Annotated in this window: 13 protein-coding genes; 3 read left to right on the forward strand and 10 right to left on the reverse strand. The window is 69.7% G+C overall.

Annotated elements, in window-relative coordinates; all coding sequences use genetic code 11:
- From MRB47_RS02715 to MRB47_RS02740, 6 genes are all read right to left on the reverse strand, one after another.
- Positions 1-855 (reverse strand): branched-chain amino acid ABC transporter permease, encoded by an 855-nt coding sequence (locus MRB47_RS02715; RefSeq protein ID WP_252101834.1) that lies wholly within the window; start codon positions 853-855, stop codon positions 1-3.
- Positions 856-868: 13 nt separating this feature from the next.
- Positions 869-2,098, reverse strand: a complete 1,230-nt coding sequence (locus MRB47_RS02720; protein WP_252101835.1) for an ABC transporter substrate-binding protein — start codon at positions 2,096-2,098, stop codon at positions 869-871.
- A 134-nt stretch (positions 2,099-2,232) separates the two neighbouring features.
- Positions 2,233-5,730 carry an indolepyruvate ferredoxin oxidoreductase family protein gene (locus MRB47_RS02725; protein WP_411275724.1) on the reverse strand — a complete coding sequence of 1,166 codons (3,498 nt, stop codon included), beginning with the start codon at positions 5,728-5,730 and terminating at the stop codon, positions 2,233-2,235.
- Positions 5,731-5,867: 137 nt separating this feature from the next.
- On the reverse strand, positions 5,868-6,440 hold the full coding sequence (locus tag MRB47_RS02730; protein WP_411275745.1) for a response regulator transcription factor: 573 nt from the start codon (positions 6,438-6,440) through the stop codon (positions 5,868-5,870).
- A 575-nt stretch (positions 6,441-7,015) separates the two neighbouring features.
- Entirely contained in the window at positions 7,016-8,923 is a 1,908-nt protein-coding gene (locus tag MRB47_RS02735; protein WP_252100595.1) for a hypothetical protein, read from the reverse strand.
- Between the two features lie 41 nt (positions 8,924-8,964).
- The gene (locus MRB47_RS02740) at positions 8,965-11,031 is read right to left on the reverse strand and encodes a hypothetical protein (RefSeq protein ID WP_252101838.1); all 2,067 of its coding nucleotides are present in this window, start codon (positions 11,029-11,031) and stop codon (positions 8,965-8,967) included.
- Positions 11,032-11,128: 97 nt separating this feature from the next.
- On the opposite strand from MRB47_RS02740, the gene MRB47_RS02745 reads away from it, so the two are divergent.
- Positions 11,129-12,268, forward strand: a complete 1,140-nt coding sequence (locus MRB47_RS02745; RefSeq protein WP_252101839.1) for an aminotransferase class V-fold PLP-dependent enzyme — start codon at positions 11,129-11,131, stop codon at positions 12,266-12,268.
- 79 nt (positions 12,269-12,347) lie between these two features.
- Positions 12,348-13,694, forward strand: coding sequence for a DUF445 domain-containing protein (locus MRB47_RS02750; RefSeq protein ID WP_411275725.1), 1,347 nt, complete (start codon positions 12,348-12,350; stop codon positions 13,692-13,694).
- A gap of 59 nt (positions 13,695-13,753) precedes the next feature.
- On the opposite strand, the gene MRB47_RS02755 is transcribed toward MRB47_RS02750, so the two are convergent.
- The 4 genes from MRB47_RS02755 to purU form a co-directional block, all read right to left on the reverse strand.
- A complete protein-coding gene (locus MRB47_RS02755) occupies positions 13,754-14,209 on the reverse strand; it encodes a hypothetical protein (RefSeq protein WP_012655460.1) in 456 nt (151 codons plus the stop codon).
- A 92-nt stretch (positions 14,210-14,301) separates the two neighbouring features.
- Complete coding sequence (locus MRB47_RS02760) at positions 14,302-15,786, reverse strand: FAD-linked oxidase C-terminal domain-containing protein (RefSeq protein ID WP_234305534.1); 1,485 nt, start codon at positions 15,784-15,786, stop codon at positions 14,302-14,304.
- Between the two features lie 175 nt (positions 15,787-15,961).
- Positions 15,962-16,882, reverse strand: a complete 921-nt coding sequence (locus MRB47_RS02765) for a LysR substrate-binding domain-containing protein (RefSeq protein ID WP_012655462.1) — start codon at positions 16,880-16,882, stop codon at positions 15,962-15,964.
- Between the two features lie 25 nt (positions 16,883-16,907).
- A complete protein-coding gene (gene purU, locus MRB47_RS02770) occupies positions 16,908-17,756 on the reverse strand; it encodes a formyltetrahydrofolate deformylase (protein ID WP_011803889.1) in 849 nt (282 codons plus the stop codon).
- Between purU and MRB47_RS02775 the strand changes: the two genes are divergently transcribed.
- Positions 17,757-20,129: a putative bifunctional diguanylate cyclase/phosphodiesterase gene (locus MRB47_RS02775; RefSeq protein WP_411275726.1), complete on the forward strand. Its 2,373-nt coding sequence runs from the start codon at positions 17,757-17,759 to the stop codon at positions 20,127-20,129.
- Positions 20,130-20,133 lie beyond the last annotated feature (4 nt).

Here is a 20,133-nt window from a genome sequence, read left to right on the forward strand (position 1 = left end):
TCAGAAAGCGGCGCGTTTTCCGCGCAGGCCGGCGGGACGCAGCAGCAGCGTCAGCAGCACGGCGACGAGCGACACCACCTCGGTCCACGAGGAGGACACCAGGTAGGCCACTGCCGTTTCGGCGTAGCCCAGCAGGATGGCCGCCAGGATGCTGCCCGGCAGCGAGCCCAGGCCGCCGACGATGACGATGGCGAAGGCCTTGGTCAGCGCGGGCATGGCCATGTGCGGCGAGGTGGACAGGAAGGGCCCGGCCATCACCCCGGCCAGCGCCGCCAGCGCGGCCGACAGCGCCACCACGCGGCCGTACACGCGGTCGATGGGAATGCCCATGTACTGCGCGGCCAGCGGGTCCTGCGACAGCGCCAGGATGGCCGCGCCGGCGCGCGTGCGCTGGATCAGCAGCCACAGCACGGCCAGCGCCGCCACGGCCGTGGCCAGGGTCAGCAGTTGCTGGCCGCCGATGTCGGCGCCGCCCAGGCTGAACTTGGCGTCGGCGAAGGCCGGCACGTTGACGACCTCGGAGCCGAAGGTCACCAGCAGCACCTGCTCGGCCACCAGCAGGAAGGCCATGGTGACCATCATCACCGCCATGCTGGAGTCGCGCTGCGGCCGGATCAGCCAGCGCTCCACGGCCCAGCCCAGGCCCGCCGTGGCGGCGATGGCGGCCAGCGCCGCCAGCGCCAGCGGCAGGCCGAGCAGCGTGGCGAACAGGTAGGTGAAGTAGGCGCCGAGCATGTAGAACGCGCCGTGCGCCAGGTTGAGGATGCGCGCCACGCCGAACACCAGCGTGAAGCCCACCGCCAGCATGGCGTAGATGGCGCTGGTGACCGCGCCGTGAACCAGGATGTCCGTCATGCCCGGGCCTGCTTCACTGCATCCACTGCGGCTTGGCGAAGTCGCCGGTGCGCGCCTCCCTGGGCCAGAGGATGACGCGCTTGCCGCCCTCCTGCCACTGCACCCACAGCATGTTCACCAGGCCGGGGCCGGCCTTCACGTCGTGCGTGTCGTCGAGCTGCAGGCGGCCGGTGGTGATGGGCATGTCCACCTTCTCCAGCGCCTTGATGACGGCATCGGCCTGAACCGAATTGGCGCGCGCCACCGCGTCGGCCCAGGCGTGCACGGCGTCGTAGGCGCCCGCGCCGGTGTACACGGTCTCGCGCTTGTAGCGCGCCTTGAAGGCGTCGAGGAACGGCAGGGTGCGCGGCGACAGCGGCGCGCGCACGATGTAGTTGCCCGCCACGGCGGTGACGGCCTTGCCGCCCACGCGCTCGAAGAAATCGGTGTCCTGCCCCTTCACGTCGATGCCGCCGTAGGGCACGGGAATGCGCGCGTCGTACCACTGCTTGGCCAGCACGTCGCTGGAGGCGTGCGACAGGATCACCACCATGTACTCGGCGCCGCTGTTCTTCACCTTGGACAGCAGCGGCGAGAAGTTGGTGGTGCCGGTGTCGAAGGTCTCGGCCATCACCACGTCCAGGCCCTTGGCCGTGGCGCCCCGCTTGAGCACGGGGATCAGGTCCTGCACCCACTTGGCGCTCTCGCCGACGATGGCGAACTTCTTCATGCCCAGCTCGCCGTGCAGGTAGTCGGTCATGTAGCTCACCAGGCCGCCCGCCAGGTGCAGCGAGTTGAGCGTGCCGATGCGGAAGATGTACTTGTTGGCTTCGTAGTTCTGCTTGACCTTGGCGTTGATGGCGGGCGAGGCCGCGCCCACGTTGATGTACACCGTCTTGGCCGCCGCGATGTGCGGCAGCTGCGCCAGCACCACGCCCGAGGTGTAGCCGCCGACGATGGCGTCCACCTTCTCGTCGGCCGTCAGCTTCTTGATGGCGCTGATGCCCTTCTCCGGGTCCTCGGTCTCGTCGGCCACCACCATCGCCAGCTTGCGCCCGAGCAGGCCGCCCTTGGCGTTGATCTCGTCGATGGCGAGCTGCGCGCCGTCGCGCGTGTCGCGCCCGATCTGCAGTTGCACCGCCGTGCTAATGCCGATCCTGATCGGCGGCTCGCCCTGCGCGCGGGCGGGCGCGGCGCCCAGCGCGGCGGCCAGCGCGGCGGCCAGGACCGCGGCGCGGCGGGTGAAGTGGGGAATGTGCGTCATGTCTCGCTCCTTGGTGTCGGTGGTGAATGGACTACTGAATTGATAGCTGCTCGCGCTTGTCCATAGCTGTTTCCAATATGAAACAGCCACTGAAATGGCTTGCAGCAATCGCAAGCAGCTCTTTTTTTAATAGCTTAGGCCGCGCGCGCCTGCTGGGGCGCTTCGGCCTGCGCCCAGCGCTGCGCCAGCGCGGCGCGCAGCGCGCCGGTCTTCTGCACGCTGGCCTCGCGCACGTGGCCGAAGCCGCGCACCTGCTCGGGCCACTGCGCCGTCTCGATGGCCAGCGCCAGGCGCTCGGGCGTGAGGCCGGCGAGCAGGCGCTCCACGTCCTGCTCGTAGTCGGCGATCAGGCGCAGCGCCAGGCGCCGTTCGGCGTTGTGGCGGAACGGGTCCAGCACCGTGCCGCGCAGGCCGCGCAGGCGTGCCAGCAGGCGCAGCGCGTGCCAGGCCCAGGGCCCGAGTCCGCGCTTGCGCGGCAGGCCCGTCACCGGGTCCTTGCCTGCGAAGGGCCAGGCGCCGAGGTGGAAGTGCAGCCGGTAGCCGTCCTCGAAGGCCTGCGCCAGCTCGGCGCGGAATTCGGGCGTGCTGTACAGGCGCGCCACCTCGAATTCGTCCTTGTACGCCAGCAGCTTGAAGTAGTGGCGCGCCACGGCGGTGGCCAGGCGCTCGCCGCCGCCGGCGGCCTGCTCGGCCGCCGCCACGCGCTGCACCAGGCGGGCGTGGCGCTCGGCGTAGGCGGGGTTCTGGAACGCAGCCAGGCGCGCGCCACGGTCGGCCAGCACGTCGGCCAGGCGCGCCAAGCGCGGCTGGAACTGCACCACCTTCTGCGTGCCGGCGGGCGCGGCCAGCGCCTGCACGGCGGCGCCGTCGTGCGCGGCGCGGCGGCCCCACAGGAAGCTCTTGAGGTTGAAGTCCACGCTCACGCCGTTGAGCGCGATGGCCCGCTCGATGGCCGCGCGCGCCACCGGCAGCCAGCCGCGCTGCCAGGCAAAGCCCAGCAGGAACAGGTTGGCGGCGATGGTGTCGCCCATCAGCGCCACGGCCAGGCGCGTGGCCTCGACCAGGGCGAGCTGCGCGTCGCCGCCCGCGGCGGCGGCAATGCGCTGCTGCAGCGCCTGCGCGTCGAGCTGCCAGTCGGGGTTGCGCGTGAATTCACTGGTGGGCGCCACGCTGGTGTCCACCACGGCGCGGGTGCGCCCGGCGCGGAACTTGGACAGCGCCTCGTCCCCGGCGCTGACCACCAGGTCGCAGCCCACCAGCAGGTCGGCCTCGCCCGCCGCCAGCCGCGTGGACTGCAGTTGCGCCGCGTCGGCGGCGATGCGGATGTGCGACATCACGGCGCCGTACTTCTGCGCCAGGCCCGTCACGTCGAGCGTGCTGGCGGCCTTGCCGTCCAGGTGTGCTGCCATGCCCAGGATGGCGCCCACCGTCACCACGCCCGTGCCGCCGATGCCGGTGACCAGCACGCCGTAGGGCCGCGCGCCGTCGAGCGCGGGCAAGGCGGCCTCGGGCAGCGCCAGGTCCGACTCGGGCAGCGCGCGCGCCTTGCCGCGCCGGGGCGTGGCGCCGTGCACGGTGACGAAGCTGGGGCAGAAGCCCTCGACGCAGGAAAAATCCTTGTTGCACGACGACTGGTTGATGCGCCGCTTGCGCCCCAGCTCGGTGGGCAGCGGCTCGATGGACATGCAGTTGGATTTGGCGCTGCAGTCGCCGCAGCCCTCGCACACGGCGCTGTTGATGAAGCTGCGCTGGTCCGGGTCGGGGACCTTGCCGCGCTTGCGCAGGCGGCGGCGCTCGGTGGCGCACACCTGGTCGTAGATCAGCACCGACACGCCGGTGAACTCGCGCAGTTCGCGCTGCACGCGCTCCAGCGCGCGCCGGTGCTCCACGGCCACGCCCGGGGGCAGCGCCACGCCGTCGTAGCGGCCCGGGTCGTCGGCCACCACTACGATGCGGCCTACGCCCTCGGCCAGCAGCTCGGCGGCCATCTGCGGCACCGACAGCTCGCCGTCCACCGGCTGGCCGCCGGTCATGGAGACGAAACCGTTGACCAGCAGCTTGTAGGTGATGCGCACCTTGGCCGCGACGGCCTGGCGGATGGCCAGGAAGCCCGAGTGGAAGTAGGTGCCGTCGCCCAGGTTGGCGAAGACGTGCGGCTCGTCGGTGAACGGCGCTTGGCCGACCCACATCACGCCCTCGCCGCCCATGTGCGAAATGGTGCCGGTGGTCTGCGGACGCTGCAGCGAGGCGATGGCGTGGCAGCCGATGCCCGCCAGCGCGCGGCTGCCCTCGGGCAACTGGGTGGAGGTGTTGTGCGGGCAGCCCGAGCAGAAGTTGGGCAGGCGCACCGGCCCGCCCTTGGGAACGGCGGCCGGGGCGGCGCCCTCGCAGCCCGGCAGGCCGAGCAGCCGCGCGACCAGCGCGGCGATGGCCGGCGGCGCCAGCTCGCCCGTCGACGGCAGGCCCGGCGCGCCGCGCTCGCGCGCCCACCCGTTGGCCCCGTGGTACTTGCCGGCCACGCGCACGCCGCGCAGGCCCGGCGCGTCGAACAGGATGGCCTTGACCTGGTCCTCCAGCACGTTGCGCTTTTCCTCCACCACCAGCAGCGTCTCCAGGCCCTGGGCGAAGTCCTCGATGGCGTGCGGATCGAGCGGCCAGACCATGCCGACCTTCAGCAGCCGGATGCCGTGGGCGCTGGCGGCGGCTTCGTCCAGCCCCAGCTCCAGCAGCGCCTGGCGCACGTCGGCGTAACTCTTGCCCGCCGCGACGATGCCCAGGCGCGGCGCGGCGCTGTCGAGCGCCACGCGGTTGAGCCCGTTGGCGCGCGCGTACTCCAGCGCGGCGTGCAGCTTGTGCTCGTACAGGCGCGACTCCTGCGGCAGTGGCCCGTCGAAGCGGCGGATGTTCAGCCCGTCGGCCGGCTGCGTGGGCAGCGGCGCGGGCGCGGTGGTATGCGGGCGGCCCACGCCCACCTGCACGCTGCCCGAGGACTCGACCACGTCGGTCACCAGCTTGAGCCCGACCCAGCAGCCGGCATGGCGGCTCATGGCGATGCCGTGCAGGCCGAAGTCGAGGATGTCCTGCACGTTGGCCGGGTAGAGCACGGGGATGCCGGTGGCGATCAGGATCTGGTCCGACTGCGCGGCCTGCGTGGAGGACTTGGCCGCGTGGTCGTCGCCGCACAGCGCCAGCGCGCCGCCCCAGGGCGCGGTGCCCGCGGCGTTGGCGTGGCGCAGCACGTCGGCGCTGCGGTCCACGCCGGGCGTCTTGCCGTACCAGATGCTGAACACGCCGTCGTAGCGCGCGCCGGGGAAGATGCCCACGTACTGCGAGCCCCACACGGCGGTGGCCGCCAAATCTTCGTTCACGCCGGGCTGGAAGTGGATGTGGTGCGCCTTCAGCCGCTCGGCGTTGCGCCACAGCTCCATGTCGTAGCGGCCCAGCGGCGAGCCGCGGTAGCCGCTGATGAAGCCCGCCGTGTTGCGCCCGGCGGCCACGTCGCACAGGCGCTGCTGCAGCGGCAGGCGCACCAGCGCCTGCGTGCCGGACATGAAAGTCCAGCCACTCGCGAGCTCGTATTTTTCGTCCAGTGTCACATCCGCCGCGGGGCGGGTTGCCAAGGCTGTGGTCATCGTGTCTGCCAGCCGCCCCGGGGGGCGGTGTCTCCGTCGTTGTTGTGCGGGGCAGTCTAGGAAACGGCGGCGCGGCGCGTCACCACCTGTTCGGGTGGAGCTAGGGTTTGTCGCTACGCCAAGCAGTCGCCCAGGCGTCAGTCGATGAGGCGCAGACGCCGCGCCTGGGCGATGGCCTGGGCGCGGTTGCGTGCGTCGAGCTTGAGGTACAGCCGCTTGAGGTACCACTTGACCGTGTTTTCCGCCAGCCCCTGGCGGCTGGCGATCTCCCGGTTCTGCTGGCCCTGGGCCAGTGCCTGCAGCAGTGCGCGTTCGCGCGCGCTGAAGCCCTCGTCCGCGTCCACGGCGGCCGGTGCGGCGGGCGGCAGCGCCCCGGCCGCCAGCACCTGCTGCGCGTACTCGCGCGGCACGCCGGCCGGGAGCGCGGCGCCCGGCGCGAGCCAGGCAGCGATGGGGCCGAGCACGGGCGCGCCTTCGTCGGCGAAGCTGCGCACGAAGCCGTGGCGGCTGCCCTCGGCCAGCGCGGCGGCCAGCGCCGCATGCGCGGCCGGGGCGTCGCCCAGCGCGTCGAGCGCGCAGGCGCGCAGGACCGACAGCTTCAGCGCACGCCAGCCGCGCTGCGTGGCGTGCGCCTGGCGCTCGTGCTGCGCGATGGCGGGCAGCGCCTGGCGCGCCTGGCCGTCGCGCACCTGCAGCCGGAGCCAGGCGATGTCGCAAGCCTCGGTGTCGGTGGCGAAGTGAAAGCCACCCTCCCCAGGCTAGCCGTTCCGTTAAGGTGTTGCTAAGCCCTTGATTCAAGCCCCTCTGCTTCGGCACGAGGGGCTTCGTTTCTTTGGTCGCTATAAGGGACATGCTGAATTTCAAGCCCCTTTCCCTAGGCGTCGCGCTCGTGTGTGCCGCCAGCTTCCTCACTGCCTGCAACGACGAGCCCGCTCCGGACTTCAGGGGCAGCACTCCCGTGGCATACGGCAATCGGACTGTCTCTCTGAGCGTTGAGGCTTGGCGAGACAATGGCAGCCAGCCTTGTCGTGTCCTTATCAGAGGCGCTGAAGTAACAAATTGGGTCAAACCAACCGGTATTCTGCCGCGGATGACCCTAGCCCCGGCAGTAGTGCTGGCCTGCACAGGGCGGAGCCCGTACCTTTCCTCGGTGAGCGGCGAGGGTGAAGGGGGTGTAGCCGAATGGGAAGAGTCCTCGGGGCCTGAATCGGGAGCCCCCCTCTCTGTCTACCAAGTGCGAGTGAGCTCCCTGACTGCGGACCAAGCTCACCTCGAACTACGGGTCCTACGCGGCAAGTGACTCGCTTGCGTGAGCCACGGGGCCGGAGGGCTTGAGCGACCGAGCGGCAGGCGCGCGGCGTCTTTCGGGCGGTTCGGGAGTGAAATAGATGATGTCTTCGGGCGCTATGGGTCCGCGCGCCAGCCCCAGCCGCATTGCCGGCGTTTTCCCGTCCCGGCCAACCTCGCAGTAGTTGAAGTACGTCCGGAAGATGCCGAGCACCTTCACCAGGACTTCGGGGTTGTAGGCGCTCTTCCCGAACCAGAGACGTCGGTCGGTGTTGGCGCTGGCCACCGCGCGTTCTGCCAGCGTGAGGCCTCGCCGGACCTGCATAAAGAAGCGGTCGACAGCGGTAAGGGTGGCTTTCAGGTGCAGTAGCGCCTGGTGGCTAAGCTGGAGCCGACGCTTGTCCGGTTCGGTTTCGACCGGGTCGATATCGGTCAGCCAGCAAACGGATTTCTCAGGCTCACGCATCTCCGATATGGGATGGCGGAACCAGCGGTCCCCCCACTTGCCGATGGCAACCATGCGCGCCAGTTCTTCCTCGGCAGCCAGAAGTTCTGCAGCCTCAGGGGTTACCCCGTATTTCTCCGCTAAGCGCGCCAGACGCCGCTTGGTTGCACCAACCAGCGCGCGCTTCATGTCCACTGACATATCTTTGAGCACCTTGACATAGAAAGCGTCAGCCGTCCGGTCCAGAACCCTTTTCGGCACGGCCGTCAGAATGGCCGCACGTATGCCCGACTCCTGGTCTGTGAAGAAGCGAATCTTCTTGGCACGGCAGAGCAGTCGAGTGACAAGCTGGATGTGGGCGTACATCACCACTTGCTCATGCAGCAGCATGCCCTTTACGGGGGCACGGGATGAGTTCGCGGGGCCTTCACCATCTTCTATATCGGGGCGACCTAAGGCTGCGTCGTACGTCTCTTCGATGACCGATTCCATAGGCTTTCGGGAGGTACCTCCGCGAGGCGCCGCCCTCTCAGCCGCAGCATTCCAATCAGCCGGTAGCCAGACTCTCGCGTAGCGGCGAAACGCTCTGGCAAGTGCATGGTCGCCAAAGCGAACCATGTCCTTCTCTACGTCAGCAGAGTCCAGCGCAGGGTCAAAGTTGACGTTGACCCCGAACACATAGCCCGTAGCCTGGTCGGCCGTTGCAATGGACAGCAAAAGTGTGTTCTTTCGCACCTTCTTAGAGTGCCAGTTCACCACCAGCTTTTGCCGGTCAACCGACAGATATCTTGAGCCTAGGTCGTCGCGTCCCATGAGGGTTCGCTCACGCTCGCCGGCGAACATCTGGGCCTGCTCATAGAGGAAGTCGATGCGGTCGTATAGCTGGCTGGGGGAGATATCGAGGACCTTGATGATGCGCCGCAGCGGCATGGCGTTCATCAGATGCACCAAGATATCGCGATTGGAGTGACTGCGACGTTGGCGCTTGGTTGACCGGCCGCCGAAGGAGAACGCCTTCTTGCAGCCGACACACTTGAACCGGGGAGTTCCGTGGGCGTTGGTGCCGAAGCGAGTCACATTCTCAAGGGATGGCGCCCCCTCCGATAGAGAGCAGGCCTCGTTCGGACACTGCGGGAGTACTGGTTCAAGGTACTCCGACATGCGCATAAGCTCCTCGGCAATCGCCAAGTTGCTCTGCATAGGGGTGATTTCCTCGCACAGGCGGCACTTCAGTGCCGGCTGGTCCTTACCGGTAGCGACCACGGTGTAGTCGCCTGGGCCAACGGAAGAAGCTGGAGTACCGGCCCCGCCTCGGGCAACCGCAAGCTTGGGCGGTACGCCGAAGTTACCGCACTTGGGGTTCTTGCAGTGATTGACTTGAATACCCGCCGCGGCCGGCGGAAATCTAGGCGGCCACTTAGTCGGCTTTACTGAAGTTGGATGAGATTTTTCCTTGGACAAAGAAACGCCCTAGTCGTTGACTAGGGCGGAATTTTGAGCCATTACAGCTTTCTTAGCAACACTTTAACAGAACGGCTAGCCTCCCCAGGCAGGGCGGCGGGCACCAGCGCGCGCGCCTGCGCGAGCTGGCCCGCCAGCGTGGCCAGGCGCACCTTCTCCCAGAGGCAGGCGAATTCCAGGCGGTGAAAGCGCCGCTGCAGCGAGCGCGCCAGCGCCTCGTCGAGGATGGCCTGCGCGCCGCCGCCGTCGCCGCGCGCGAACTGCAGCCGCGCCGCCGCCAGGTAGGCGCCGATGACCAGGTCGGTGGCCAGGTAGTCGTCGGCGTGCGGCGCGTGCAGCGCCAGCAGGGCCTGCAGGGCGTCGAGCTGGTCGGTCTCGTACAGCAGCTCGCAGCGCAGGCCCGAGCCCAGCGCGGCATGCTGCGCGTGCTGGCCGTCGGTGCCCATGCCGCTGTAGCAGGCCAGGGCGCGCTGCAGCGCGCCGCGCGAGCTCCAGATGGCGGCGCGCAGCCCCAGCGCGGCCGACAGGCCGAACAGGTTGGAGGCCTTGCGGTTGTGCAGGTCGGCCTGGTCGAGCAGCGCCAGCGCGGCGTCGAAATGGTGCTGCGCGATCTCGCCGTGCGCGCGCACGTTGAGCATGATGCCGCGCGCATAGTCGCCGTGGGCCTGGGGCAGATTGCGCTGCGTCACCTGCATGGTCTGCGCCACGTCGTCCTCGGCGGCCACGAGCAGCGCCTCCAGCGCCAGGTAGTCCTCCCAGGTGAGGCGGTCGAAGTCCTGCTGCGTGGACAGCGCCAGCAACTGGCGCAGGCGCGCGCGCGCCTCCTCCAACTGGTGGAAGTAGGTGTGGGCGCGCCCGGCGGCCCAGACGATGCCGGGATGGCAGTCGGCGATGTGCGCGGGTAGGCGCGCGATCCAGTGCTGCAGCGTGGCCAGGTGGCCGTTGCGCACCAGCGGCCGGGCGGCGCGCGCCACCATCGCGGCGGCGAAGGCCGCGTCGCCGCTGTCCAGCGCGTGGCCGATGGCCTCGATCAGCAGGCCCTCGGCCTCCAGCCAGGCGGCGGCCTTGCGGTGCAGCAGCGCGGCGCGGCCGGGGTGCAGCGCGTCCAGGCGCTTGCGCAGGAAGTCCTGCAGCAGCGAGTGGCAGCGCCAGGCGCCGCCCTGGCTCGGGCCCAGCGGGGTGAGGAACTGCAGGTGGCGGCCCATGTCCTCCAGCAGCGCCGCGCTGCCGCCGCGCTCGCACAGCGCGTCGCACAGCGGCGGCAGCAGGTAGCGCAGGATGCTGGTGTCGAGCAGGAAGTCACGGTGCGCGGGCGGCTGCTGCTCCAGGATTTCGCTGGCCAGGTAGCTGGCGAGGTCGGAGCCGCCGTCGTGCAGCGTGTCGAGGAAGCGCGGCGGCGCCTCGCCGTGGTGCAGCGCTAGCGTGCCCAGGCGCAGCGCGGCGGGCCAGCCCTCGCAGCGCTGGGCCAGCAGCTCCAGCCAGGCGGCGGGCGCGCGCGCGGCGTCGCCGTGGCGCAGCAGGGCGCGGGTTTCCTCGTCGTCGAAGCGCAACTGGCGCGCGTCCCACTCCAGCAGCCAGCCGCTGGCCTTGAGGCGGTGCAGCGCGAGCCGCGCGTGCGGGCGTGTGCTCACGACCACGCGCAGGTTGGCTGGCGCGAAGCGCAGCAGCTGGTGGATGAGCTGCACCGTGGCCTGCCCGCGCACCGACTCGAATTCGTCCAGGAACAGCACCGCGCCGCCACCGCGGCGCGCCACCGTGTTGAGCCACAGGCCCAGGTCGGGCACGGGTGCGTCGGCCGGCCCCTCCCCATGGCGGTCCATGGCGGCCTGCAGGTGCGTGAGCAGGTGCAGCGGGTCGTCGTCGCGCGGGTCCAGCGTCAGCCAGTGGCACGAGGTGCCGGGCTGGCACGCCAGTTGCGCGAACAGCTGGCCCATGAGCGTGGTCTTGCCGTAGCCCGCCGGAGCGCGCAGCAGCAGCACGCGCCAGTGCGGCGCCTGCTCCAGCAGGGCCAGCAGCTTGTGGCGCGGGATGCTGCCGGGCGCCAGCCTGGGGGGGTGGAGCTTCCCTTCCAGCGCCACGCCGGCGGAAGATCTTGGGGCGGAAGGCATGGTGGTATCGCGCACGAGTGTAGCCAACGCCACCCGCCGCGCCCTGGAAGGGGCGTGCCACAATGCCCCGATCCCATTGACCGACGGAAATACCCCCATGCCTGGACTCTTGCCCGATATCGATCCCGATGGCCTGCTTGAATTCTCGGTGGTCTACACCGACCGCGCGCTCAACCACATGTCCAAGCGCTTCACCGGCGTGATGCAGGACATCCTGGCCACGCTCAAGGAGGTGTACCACGCCCACACCGCCGTGCTGGTGCCGGGCAGCGGCACCTTCGGCATGGAGGCCGTGGCGCGCCAGTTCGCCAACAAGCAGAAGGTGCTGATCGTGCGCAACGGCTGGTTCAGCTTCCGCTGGAGCCAGATTTTCGACGCCGACACCGGCCTGGGCGGTGGCGCCGTGGTCTGCAAGGCGCGCAAGCAAGGCGACGGCCCACAAGCCCCCTGGGCGCCGTGCCCGGCCGAGGAGGTGGCCGCCGCCATCCGCGCCGAGCGGCCCAAGGTGGTGTTCGCGCCGCACGTGGAAACGGCCAGCGGCATCATCCTCTCTGACGACTACATCCGCACCGTGAGCGCCGCTGCGCACGAGGTGGGCGCGCTGTTCGTGCTCGACTGCATCGCCTCCGGCGCCATGTGGGTGGACATGCAGGCCACCGGCGTGGACGTGCTGATCTCCGCCCCGCAAAAGGGCTGGAGCGGCTCGCCCTGCTGCGCCATGGTGATGCTCAGCGAACGCGCGCGCCAGGCTATCGACGGCACGACGAGCAGCAGCTTCGCGTGCGACCTGAAGAAGTGGATGCAGATCGCCGAAGGCTACGAAAAAGGCCAGCACGCCTACCACACCACCATGCCCACCGACGCACTGGTGCGCCTGCGCGACGTGATGCTGGAAACGCGCGACTACGGCTTTGCCAAGGTGCGCGACGAGCAGATCGCACTCGGCGCCAAGGTGCGCGCGCTGCTGCAGGCGCGGGGCTTTCCCAGCGTGGCGGCTGCGGGCTACGAGGCACCGGGCGTGGTGGTGAGCTACACCACCGACCCCGGCATCCAGAGCGGCAAGAAGTTCGCCGAGGCGGGGCTGCAGACCGCCTCGGGCGTGCCGCTGCAATGCGGCGAGGGCGCGGACTTCCAGACCTTCCGCCTGGGCCTGTTCGGCCTGGAGAAGTGGCACAACGTGGACCGCACGGTGGGCCACCTGGCCGCGGCGCTGGACCAGGTCGCGCCGGCGCGCTGACTGGCCGGCGGCGCAAAAGCGTCCATCTCCTACAACCGCGGGGTGGCGTGGGCCGCGGTGCGCGGCTATGCTTTCCCGCATGCATGCGTCCCCCCTGGAGCCTGGTGCGCAGGCCGCGGCTTCGGCCGAGCCGGCTGCGCTCGCGGGCCGCGCCTCCCAGCTGTCCCGGGCCAAGCGCCAGGCCACCGGCCTGCTGCTGGCAGTGGTCGCCGTCTTTGCGCTGACCTATTTCTTTCCACCCAGTCTGGGCGTGGCCTGCGTGCGCGCCGTGGCGGAGGCCGCCATGGTGGGCGCCCTGGCCGACTGGTTTGCGGTGTCGGCGCTGTTTCGGCGCATCCCGCTGCCGCTGGTGCAGCGCCACACCGATATCATTGCGCGCAACAAGGACCGCATCGGCGGCAACCTGGCGGTGTTCGTACGCGACAAATTCCTGGACGCGCCTTCGCTCGTGACCATGATCCGCCGCCACGATCCGGCCAACATGCTGGCGCAGTGGCTCACGGCACCGGCCAACGCGCGCCTGCTGGGCAGGCAGGTGGCCAGGCTGGCGCTGACCGCGCTGGATACGGTGGAGGACGCGAAGATCCAGGCCTTCCTGAGCCAGGCCGCGCGCACGCTGGTGGGCAAGATCGACCTGTCGCGCTCCATGGCGTCGGCGCTGGGCGCACTCACCTACCAGGGCCGGCACCAGGCGCTGCTGGACGACCTGCTGGAGCGCCTGGGCGGCATGGTGCGATCGGAGGACACGCGCGCCTTCGTGGCCGACACGCTGCTGCAGTGGATCAAGCGTGAGCATCCGCTCAAGCAGAAGGTGCTGCCCACCGATTGGCTCTCGGGCAAGGGCGCCTCGGCCATCACGCACGCCGTGGACACCCTGCTCAAGGCGGTGGCCGAGGACCCGCAGCACGAGCTGCGCGAGGCGCTGGACGGCGCCGTGCAGCGCCTCATCGCCCGCCTGCAGACCGACCCCGATTGGGCGCGCCGCGGCGACGAGGTGCGCGGCTACCTGCAGAACGACGAGGTGCTGGGCCGCTATGTGCGCGATCTGTGGAGCGACCTGCGCCAGAAGCTGCGCGACGATCTGATGAACGAAGACTCGGCATTGTCCGCGCGCGTGGCCGACATGGGGCAGTGGCTGGGGCTGTCGCTCGCGGGTGATGCGGCGCTGCGCGTGCGCCTGAACGTGCGCCTGGAACTGTGGGCCGCCACCTTTGCGCCCGATGTGGCGCAGTCGGTGGCCGAACACATCCGCGCCACGGTGCAGCGCTGGGACGCGCAGGAGATGGCGCGGCTGGTGGAACTGCACATCGGCAGCGACCTGCAGTACATCCGCATCAACGGCACCGTGGTGGGCGGCTGCATCGGGCTGCTGCTGTTCGCCGTCTCGCATGCGGGCGCGTTGTGGGCGGCGGTGGCTGGGCTGTGAGTGCTATCTAATTGGTAGCTGCTAGCGCTTACTGGATAAGCGCTAAGACCCGATTTTGCTTAGAACCGAAAATCCAGCGTTTGCGGCGCCCGGCCCACCTGCACGGTGCGGCTGTGGTTCTGGCCGGCGCCCTGTACCTCCACACGGTAGCTGCCCGCAGGCAGTTGCAGCAGGCACACGGGACCGCCGGCGCGCAGTTGCATCGCGTCGCCCCCGCCTTGCGGGGTGATGCGCACGTCGACGTTGGCCTCGTAGGCGCCATCCGCTCGCGCGAACAGCAGCGACAGGGGGTAGTCCTTCATGGCTGCGCGCATGGCGGTGGATTCGTCGGTGCCGATGCCGCCGCACTGGTAGTGCAGCGCGCCGGCCGTCTGCACGGGCGGCAGCACGGCCGGGCGGGGCGCGCTGTCGGCCTGCGCCTGCACGGCGCTGGCGCCGCTGGCCAGCAGGGCACACAGACCCAGTGGCGCGAGACGGCGCGGAAGTCGAAACGGGAACGGGGACAACACGGGCATGGCGCACCTCCTTGTCAGGGGTAAAAGCGCCATGCTGGCACCTGGTTGCGCGCCGCGCTGTCAGCCCAGGGCGCGAGCGCGCGTGGTGGCCGTCAGAAGCGCGGCAGGTTGGCGTGGCTCATCTTGCCGTTGCGCACCAGCATCTTGCCGTACTCCGCGCAGCGGTTCAGCGTCGGGATCACCTTGCCGGGGTTGAGCAGGCCCTGCGGGTCGAACGCCTCCTTGAGCGCGAACATCTGCGCGTTCTCCTCCACGGTGAACTGCGCGCACATGGAGTTGAGCTTTTCCACCCCCACGCCGTGCTCGCCCGTCACGGTGCCGCCCATGGCCACGCTGGTTTCCAGAATGTCGGCGCCGAACAGCTCGCAGCGGTGCAGCTGGTCGGGGTCGTTGGCATCGAACAGGATCAGCGGGTGCAGGTTGCCGTCGCCCGCGTGGAACACGTTGCAGCAGCGCAGCTGGTACTTCTTCTCCATCTCCTGGATGGCGAGCAGGATGTCCGCCAGGCGCTTCCTCGGGATGGTGGAGTCCATGCACATGTAGTCGGGACTGATGCGGCCGCTGGCGGGGAAGGCGTTCTTGCGCCCGCTCCAAAAGCGCATGCGCTCTTCCTCGCTGGTGCTGACCGAGATGGCCGTGGCGCCCGAGCCGCGCAGCACCTCGCTCATGCGCGCGATCTCTTCCTCCACCTCCTCGGGAGTGCCGTCGGACTCGCACAGCAGGATGGCCTCGGCCGTCAGGTCGTAGCCGGCCTTGACGAAGTCCTCCACGGCGGCGGTCATGGGCTTGTCCATCATTTCCAGGCCGGCGGGGATGATGCCGGCGGCGATCACCGCGGCCACGGCGTCACCGGCTTTGCGCACGTCGTCAAAGCTGGCCATGATGCAGCGCGCCAGCTGCGGCTTGGGCACCAGCTTGACGGTGACCTCCAATGCCACGGCCAGCATGCCCTCGCTGCCGATCACGGCGGCCAGCAGGTCGTAGCCGGGCGCGTCCAGCGCCTCGGCTCCGAAGGTGATGGGCTCGCCCTCCATGGTGTAGCCGCGCACGCGCAGCACGTTGTGCACCGTCAGGCCGTACTTCAGGCAGTGCACGCCGCCGGAGTTCTCGGCCACGTTGCCGCCGATGGTGCAGGCGATCTGGCTGCTGGGGTCAGGGGCGTAATACAGGTTGTAGGGCGCGGCGGCCTCGCTGATGGCCAGGTTGCGCACGCCGCACTGCACGCGCGCCGTGCGGGCGACCGGGTCCAGGTCCAGGATGCGGTTGAACTTGGCCAGCGACAGCGTCACGCCCATGGCATGCGGCATGGCGCCGCCCGACAGGCCCGTCCCAGCGCCGCGCGCCACCACGGGCACGCCCAGGCGGTGGCAGGTCTTCAGCACGGCCTGCACTTCGCCTTCCGTTTCGGGCAGGCACACGACCAGCGGGCGCTGGCGGTAGGCCGTGAGGCCGTCGCATTCGTAAGGCGTGGTGTCCTCGGGCTGCCAGAGCAGCGCATGCTGTGGCACGCAGGCCGACAGGGCCTGCACGACCTCGGCCTGGCGCTGGGCGCGTTCGGTGGATGTGGGGCTGGGCATGGCGTGACTGTAGGCCATGGCGTGCGCGCGCGGCGTGAGTTTTCTTGCAGGCGGGCGTGAGCCGTGTTGCGCCAATTGCTGCGTTATTAATAGCTACTGGCGCTTGATGGATAAGCGCTAGAGCCTGATTTGGCTTGTAGAAACTGGCTTGCGCACGGCCGCGCCGCTTGCGGGGTTACCCCAGCGTGCGGCGCAGCCAGTCCGCGAAGGCCGCGCATTCCCAGCGGTCCATGGTGCCGGTGCGCCAGCACAGGTAGTGCGCGTAGGGGCTGGGGGCGTCGGTGTCGAACAGGCGTACCAGCGTGCCCTGGTCCAGCCAGGGCGCGGCGAGCTTGAGCCGTACCGGGGCCACGCCCATGCCCGCCGCGGCGGCGTCGCACATCAGGCCCACGTCGTTGAATTGCGAGCCTTCGTTGGGTTCGGCCCAGGCCAGGCCCACGGCCGCGAACCAACTGCGCCAGGGCTCCAGCGGGCTGCGCAGCAGGGGCAGGCCTTCCAGGTCCTCGGGGCGCTCGAAGGGGCCGTGCTCGCGCACGAAGCCGGGCGAGGCCAGGGGCGTGAGCACGTCGCGTGCGATCTCCACATGCTCCATGTCGGCGTAGTGGCCGGGGCCGTAGCGCACGACGAGGTCCGCGTCCTCCGCCACCACGTCCAGCAGCGGGATGGAGACCTGCAGGGCCAGGTCGATCTCGGGGTAGGTCTCGGTGAACTGGCGCAGCCGCGGGATGAGCAAGGCGCGCGCGAAGGTGGGGGTGACCGCGATCTTCAGCCGGCGCTTGCCCGGGGCCACTGCCGTGCCTGGGAAGCGCTGCAGCGCGGTGAGCCCCTCGCGCACATGGGCCAGATAGGCGCTGCCGTCGGTGGTCAGGGAAAAGTCGGCCCGCCCGAACAGCCGCGTGCCCAGGATCTGCTCCAGCTGCTTGACGCGGTGGCTTACGGCGCTGGGGGTGACGCACAGCTCATCGGCCGTCTGCGTCACGCTGCGCAGGCGCGCCAGCGCCTCGAAGGTCAGCAGGCACTGGATGGGCGGGATGCGCCGCAGGCTGGCGGCGTCCAGGGCCGCCTTGGCCGCGATGGAAAGGGATTGCGTGGCCATGGCGGCGTGTGGGGGCAGGGCGGGTTCAGCGGAAGACGACGGTCTTGTGGCCGTTGAGCAGCACGCGGTGCTCGCTGTGCCATTTCACGGCGCGCGCCAACACCTGGCTTTCGGTGTCCCGCCCGCGGGCGGTGAGATCTTCCACAGTATCCGTGTGATCCGCTCTTGTAACATCTTGTTCGATAATCGGCCCCTCGTCGAGGTCGGCCGTCACGTAGTGGGCGGTAGCGCCAATCAGCTTCACCCCGCGGTCATGCGCCTGGTAATAGGGCTTGGCGCCCTTGAAGCTGGGCAGGAAGCTGTGGTGGATGTTGATCGCGCGGCCCGACAGCTTGGTGCACAGGTCGTTGGACAGCACTTGCATGTAGCGCGCCAGCACCACCAGTTCGGCCCCCTCGGCCTGGATGATCTCGTACTGCTTGGCCTCGGCCTGCGCCTTGGTGGCGGCGGTGACGGGGATGTGGTGGAAAGGGATGTTGTAGCTGGCCGCGAGTTGGTAGAAGTCGCGGTGGTTGCTGATGATGGCGCGGATGTCGATGGGCAGCAGACCGCTCTTGTAGCGAAACAGCAGGTCGTTGAGGCAGTGGCCTTCCTTGCTGACCATCAGCACGGTCTTCATGGCCGCGCTGGTGGCATGCAGGCTCCAGCGCATGCTGTGCTCTTCGGCAAAGGTGGCCAGTTCGGCCTTGAGGGTGGCTTCGTCGGTGGACTCGCATGCGAATTGCACGCGCATGAAGAAAAGGCCGGTGCCCTGGTCGTTGTACTGAGCGGCTTCCTCGATGTTGCCGCCGTGGTCCAGCAGGAAGCCGGAGACGGCGTGCACCAGCCCGAGCCGGTCGGGGCAGGACAGTGTCAGGATGTAGGAATGGGTCATATGCTGCGATTGTCGCAGCACGCGAGGCCCCTTCAGGAGTGTGGATTGCTGAGTAAAGGCGCGGGCCGCAGGCCCTCGTGGAGGCCCCTGCAGGGCCGCTGGATGTTGGCGCTGGCCGTTGTTGCCATGGGTGCGGCGTGGGCCTGGGCGGGGGCGGCCGCCTTGCAGTACCTGCCCCTGGAGCCGCAGGCGCTGCAGACCCTGCTGCAGTACAAGAGCGGGCTGGACGCCGTGCTGGCGGGCGCACTGCTGGGCTGGCTCCTGCTGCGCTGGCGCCGGGGCGGGAGCCGGCGCACCCTGGCGCGCAGGGTGGAGCAGGTGCTGCGCCACGCGCCCGCCGGCATGGCGCGGCTGAGCATGGACGGCCGCCTGGTGTGGGCCAATGAACGCCTGCGTGAATGGCTGGGCGTGGCGCCGCACGAGCCGCTGCCGCAGGTCGACTTCCGAACGCTGGTGCGCCCGCACGACAGCGATTGGGCGCAGCGGCAACTGCAGCGGCTGCGCGCCGGCGAGATCGACCATTACCAGGGCGAGCGCTGGTGCCGCAACCAGCGCGATGGATCGCAGCTGCCCGTGTTGTGCACCGTGAGCCATGTGCTGGCCCTGGAGAGCGAGCCCGACCACCTGGTGTGCGTACTGCAGTCCCTGCGTGAAGTGCATGCCGCGCGCGACGCGCAGGCGCTCAGCGAACAGCGCTGGCGCCTGGCGGCCACGGTGGTGGACAACACCATCGAAGGCGTGGTGGTCACCGATGCCGACGGCCGCATCCTCTCGGTCAACCCGGCCGTCACGCGGCTCATGGGCTATACCGAGGAAGAGTTGCTGGGCCAGAACCCGCGCGTGTTCAAGTCGGGGCGGCACGGACCGGCGTTCTACGAGGCCATGTGGGACACCATGCGCCAGACGGGCCATTGGCAGGGAGAGATCTGGAACCGGCGCAAGAACGGCGAGGTGTTCCCGGAGCGCATGTCGCTCTCGGCCGTGCGCGGCGCGGACGGCGCGGTGACGCACTACGTGTGCATGTTCACCGACATCTCCGAGGAAAAGGCCCAGCACCAGCGCCTGGAGTTCCTGGCGCATTGCGACCCGCTGACCGGCCTGCCCAACCGCGCCTGGTTCGGCGAGCAGCTCGACAGCGCCGTGCGCCAGGCACAGGACAGCGGCGAGCAGATGGCCCTGCTGCTCCTGAACCTGGACCGCTTCAAGGACGTGAACGACAGCTACGGCCACGCCGTGGGCGACGAGGTGCTCAGGCACATCACCCGCCAGGTCGAGCAGAGCCTGCGCCCGGGCGATCTGCTGGGACGGCTGGCCGGCGACGAGATCGCCGTGCTGGCCCGCCACCTGCGCCATGCGGACGGCGCGGCAGCCGTGGCGCGGCACCTGATCGCCGCGGCCAGCACGCCCTGGTGCACGCCCGACGGCATCGAGGTGGTGGTGGGCGTGAGCGTGGGCATCTGCATGTTCCCCGCGCATGCGCGGACCACCGAGGCGCTGCTGCAGGGCGCGCATTCCTCGGTGTACTGCGCCAAGGCCCGCGGGCGCGGCGCGTATTGCTTCTTTGACGAATCGCTGATCCAGGCCGCGCGCGAGCGCCTGGAGATCGAGGCGCGGCTGCGCGTGGCCCTGGCGCAGGGGCACCTGCGGCTGTACTACCAGCCGCAGGTATGCATCGCCACCGGCCGGATCACGGGGGCCGAGGCGCTGGTGCGCTGGCTGGACCCGCAGGAGGGCATGATCTCGCCCGCGCGCTTCATCCCCGTGGCCGAGACCTCGGGCGTGATCGGCCCGCTGGGCCAGTGGGTGATGCGCGCCGCCTGCGAGCAGGGCCAGCGCTGGCGCGCCGACGGCCTGCCGGAGATCCGCCTGGCCATCAACCTCTCGCCGCGCCAGTTCCAGTTGACCGACGTGGCCGCCTGCGCCGCCGAGGCGCTCAAGGCCAGCGGCTTCCCGGCCCGCTGCCTGGAGCTGGAACTGACCGAGTCGGTGCTGGCCGAGCGGCCCGACGAGATCCGCGCCGTGCTGCAGCGGCTGCAGCAGCTGGGCGTGCGCATGGCGGTGGACGACTTCGGCACCGGCTATTCGTCCCTGGCGCACCTCAAGCGCTTTCCCATCGACGTGCTCAAGATCGACCAGGGCTTCATCCGCGACATTCCCCGCAGCGCCGACGACATGGCCATCAGCGCCGCCATCGTTGCCATGGGGCACAGCCTGGGGCTGTCGGTGCTGGCCGAGGGGGTGGAGACGCCGCAGCAGCTGGCGTTCCTGCGCGAGCGCGGCTGCGACGCCTACCAGGGCTACCTGTGCAGCCGCCCCTTGCCGGCGGAGGAGTTCGCCCGGCTGCTGCAGGCGCACAACGGCATGGCGGGCTGAGCGA

Origin of the sequence: Diaphorobacter sp. LI3, from assembly GCF_022807955.1 — a bacterium.
Lineage (GTDB): Bacteria > Pseudomonadota > Gammaproteobacteria > Burkholderiales > Burkholderiaceae_C > Diaphorobacter > Diaphorobacter nitroreducens.

Excerpts from the sequence above, each read along its gene's own strand:
- MRB47_RS02715 (WP_252101834.1), bottom strand. The coding sequence starts at position 855 with ATGACGGACATCCTGGTTCACGGCGCGGTCACCAGCGCCATCTACGCC.
- MRB47_RS02720 (WP_252101835.1), bottom strand. The coding sequence starts at position 2,098 with ATGACGCACATTCCCCACTTCACCCGCCGCGCCGCGGTCCTGGCCGCC.
- MRB47_RS02725 (WP_411275724.1), bottom strand. The coding sequence starts at position 5,730 with ATGACCACAGCCTTGGCAACCCGCCCCGCGGCGGATGTGACACTGGAC.
- MRB47_RS02740 (WP_252101838.1), bottom strand. The coding sequence starts at position 11,031 with ATGCCTTCCGCCCCAAGATCTTCCGCCGGCGTGGCGCTGGAAGGGAAG.
- MRB47_RS02745 (WP_252101839.1), top strand. The coding sequence starts at position 11,129 with ATGCCTGGACTCTTGCCCGATATCGATCCCGATGGCCTGCTTGAATTC.
- MRB47_RS02750 (WP_411275725.1), top strand. The coding sequence starts at position 12,348 with ATGCATGCGTCCCCCCTGGAGCCTGGTGCGCAGGCCGCGGCTTCGGCC.
- MRB47_RS02755 (WP_012655460.1), bottom strand. The coding sequence starts at position 14,209 with ATGCCCGTGTTGTCCCCGTTCCCGTTTCGACTTCCGCGCCGTCTCGCG.
- MRB47_RS02760 (WP_234305534.1), bottom strand. The coding sequence starts at position 15,786 with ATGCCCAGCCCCACATCCACCGAACGCGCCCAGCGCCAGGCCGAGGTC.
- MRB47_RS02765 (WP_012655462.1), bottom strand. The coding sequence starts at position 16,882 with ATGGCCACGCAATCCCTTTCCATCGCGGCCAAGGCGGCCCTGGACGCC.
- purU (WP_011803889.1), bottom strand. The coding sequence starts at position 17,756 with ATGACCCATTCCTACATCCTGACACTGTCCTGCCCCGACCGGCTCGGG.
- MRB47_RS02775 (WP_411275726.1), top strand. The coding sequence starts at position 17,757 with ATGCTGCGATTGTCGCAGCACGCGAGGCCCCTTCAGGAGTGTGGATTG.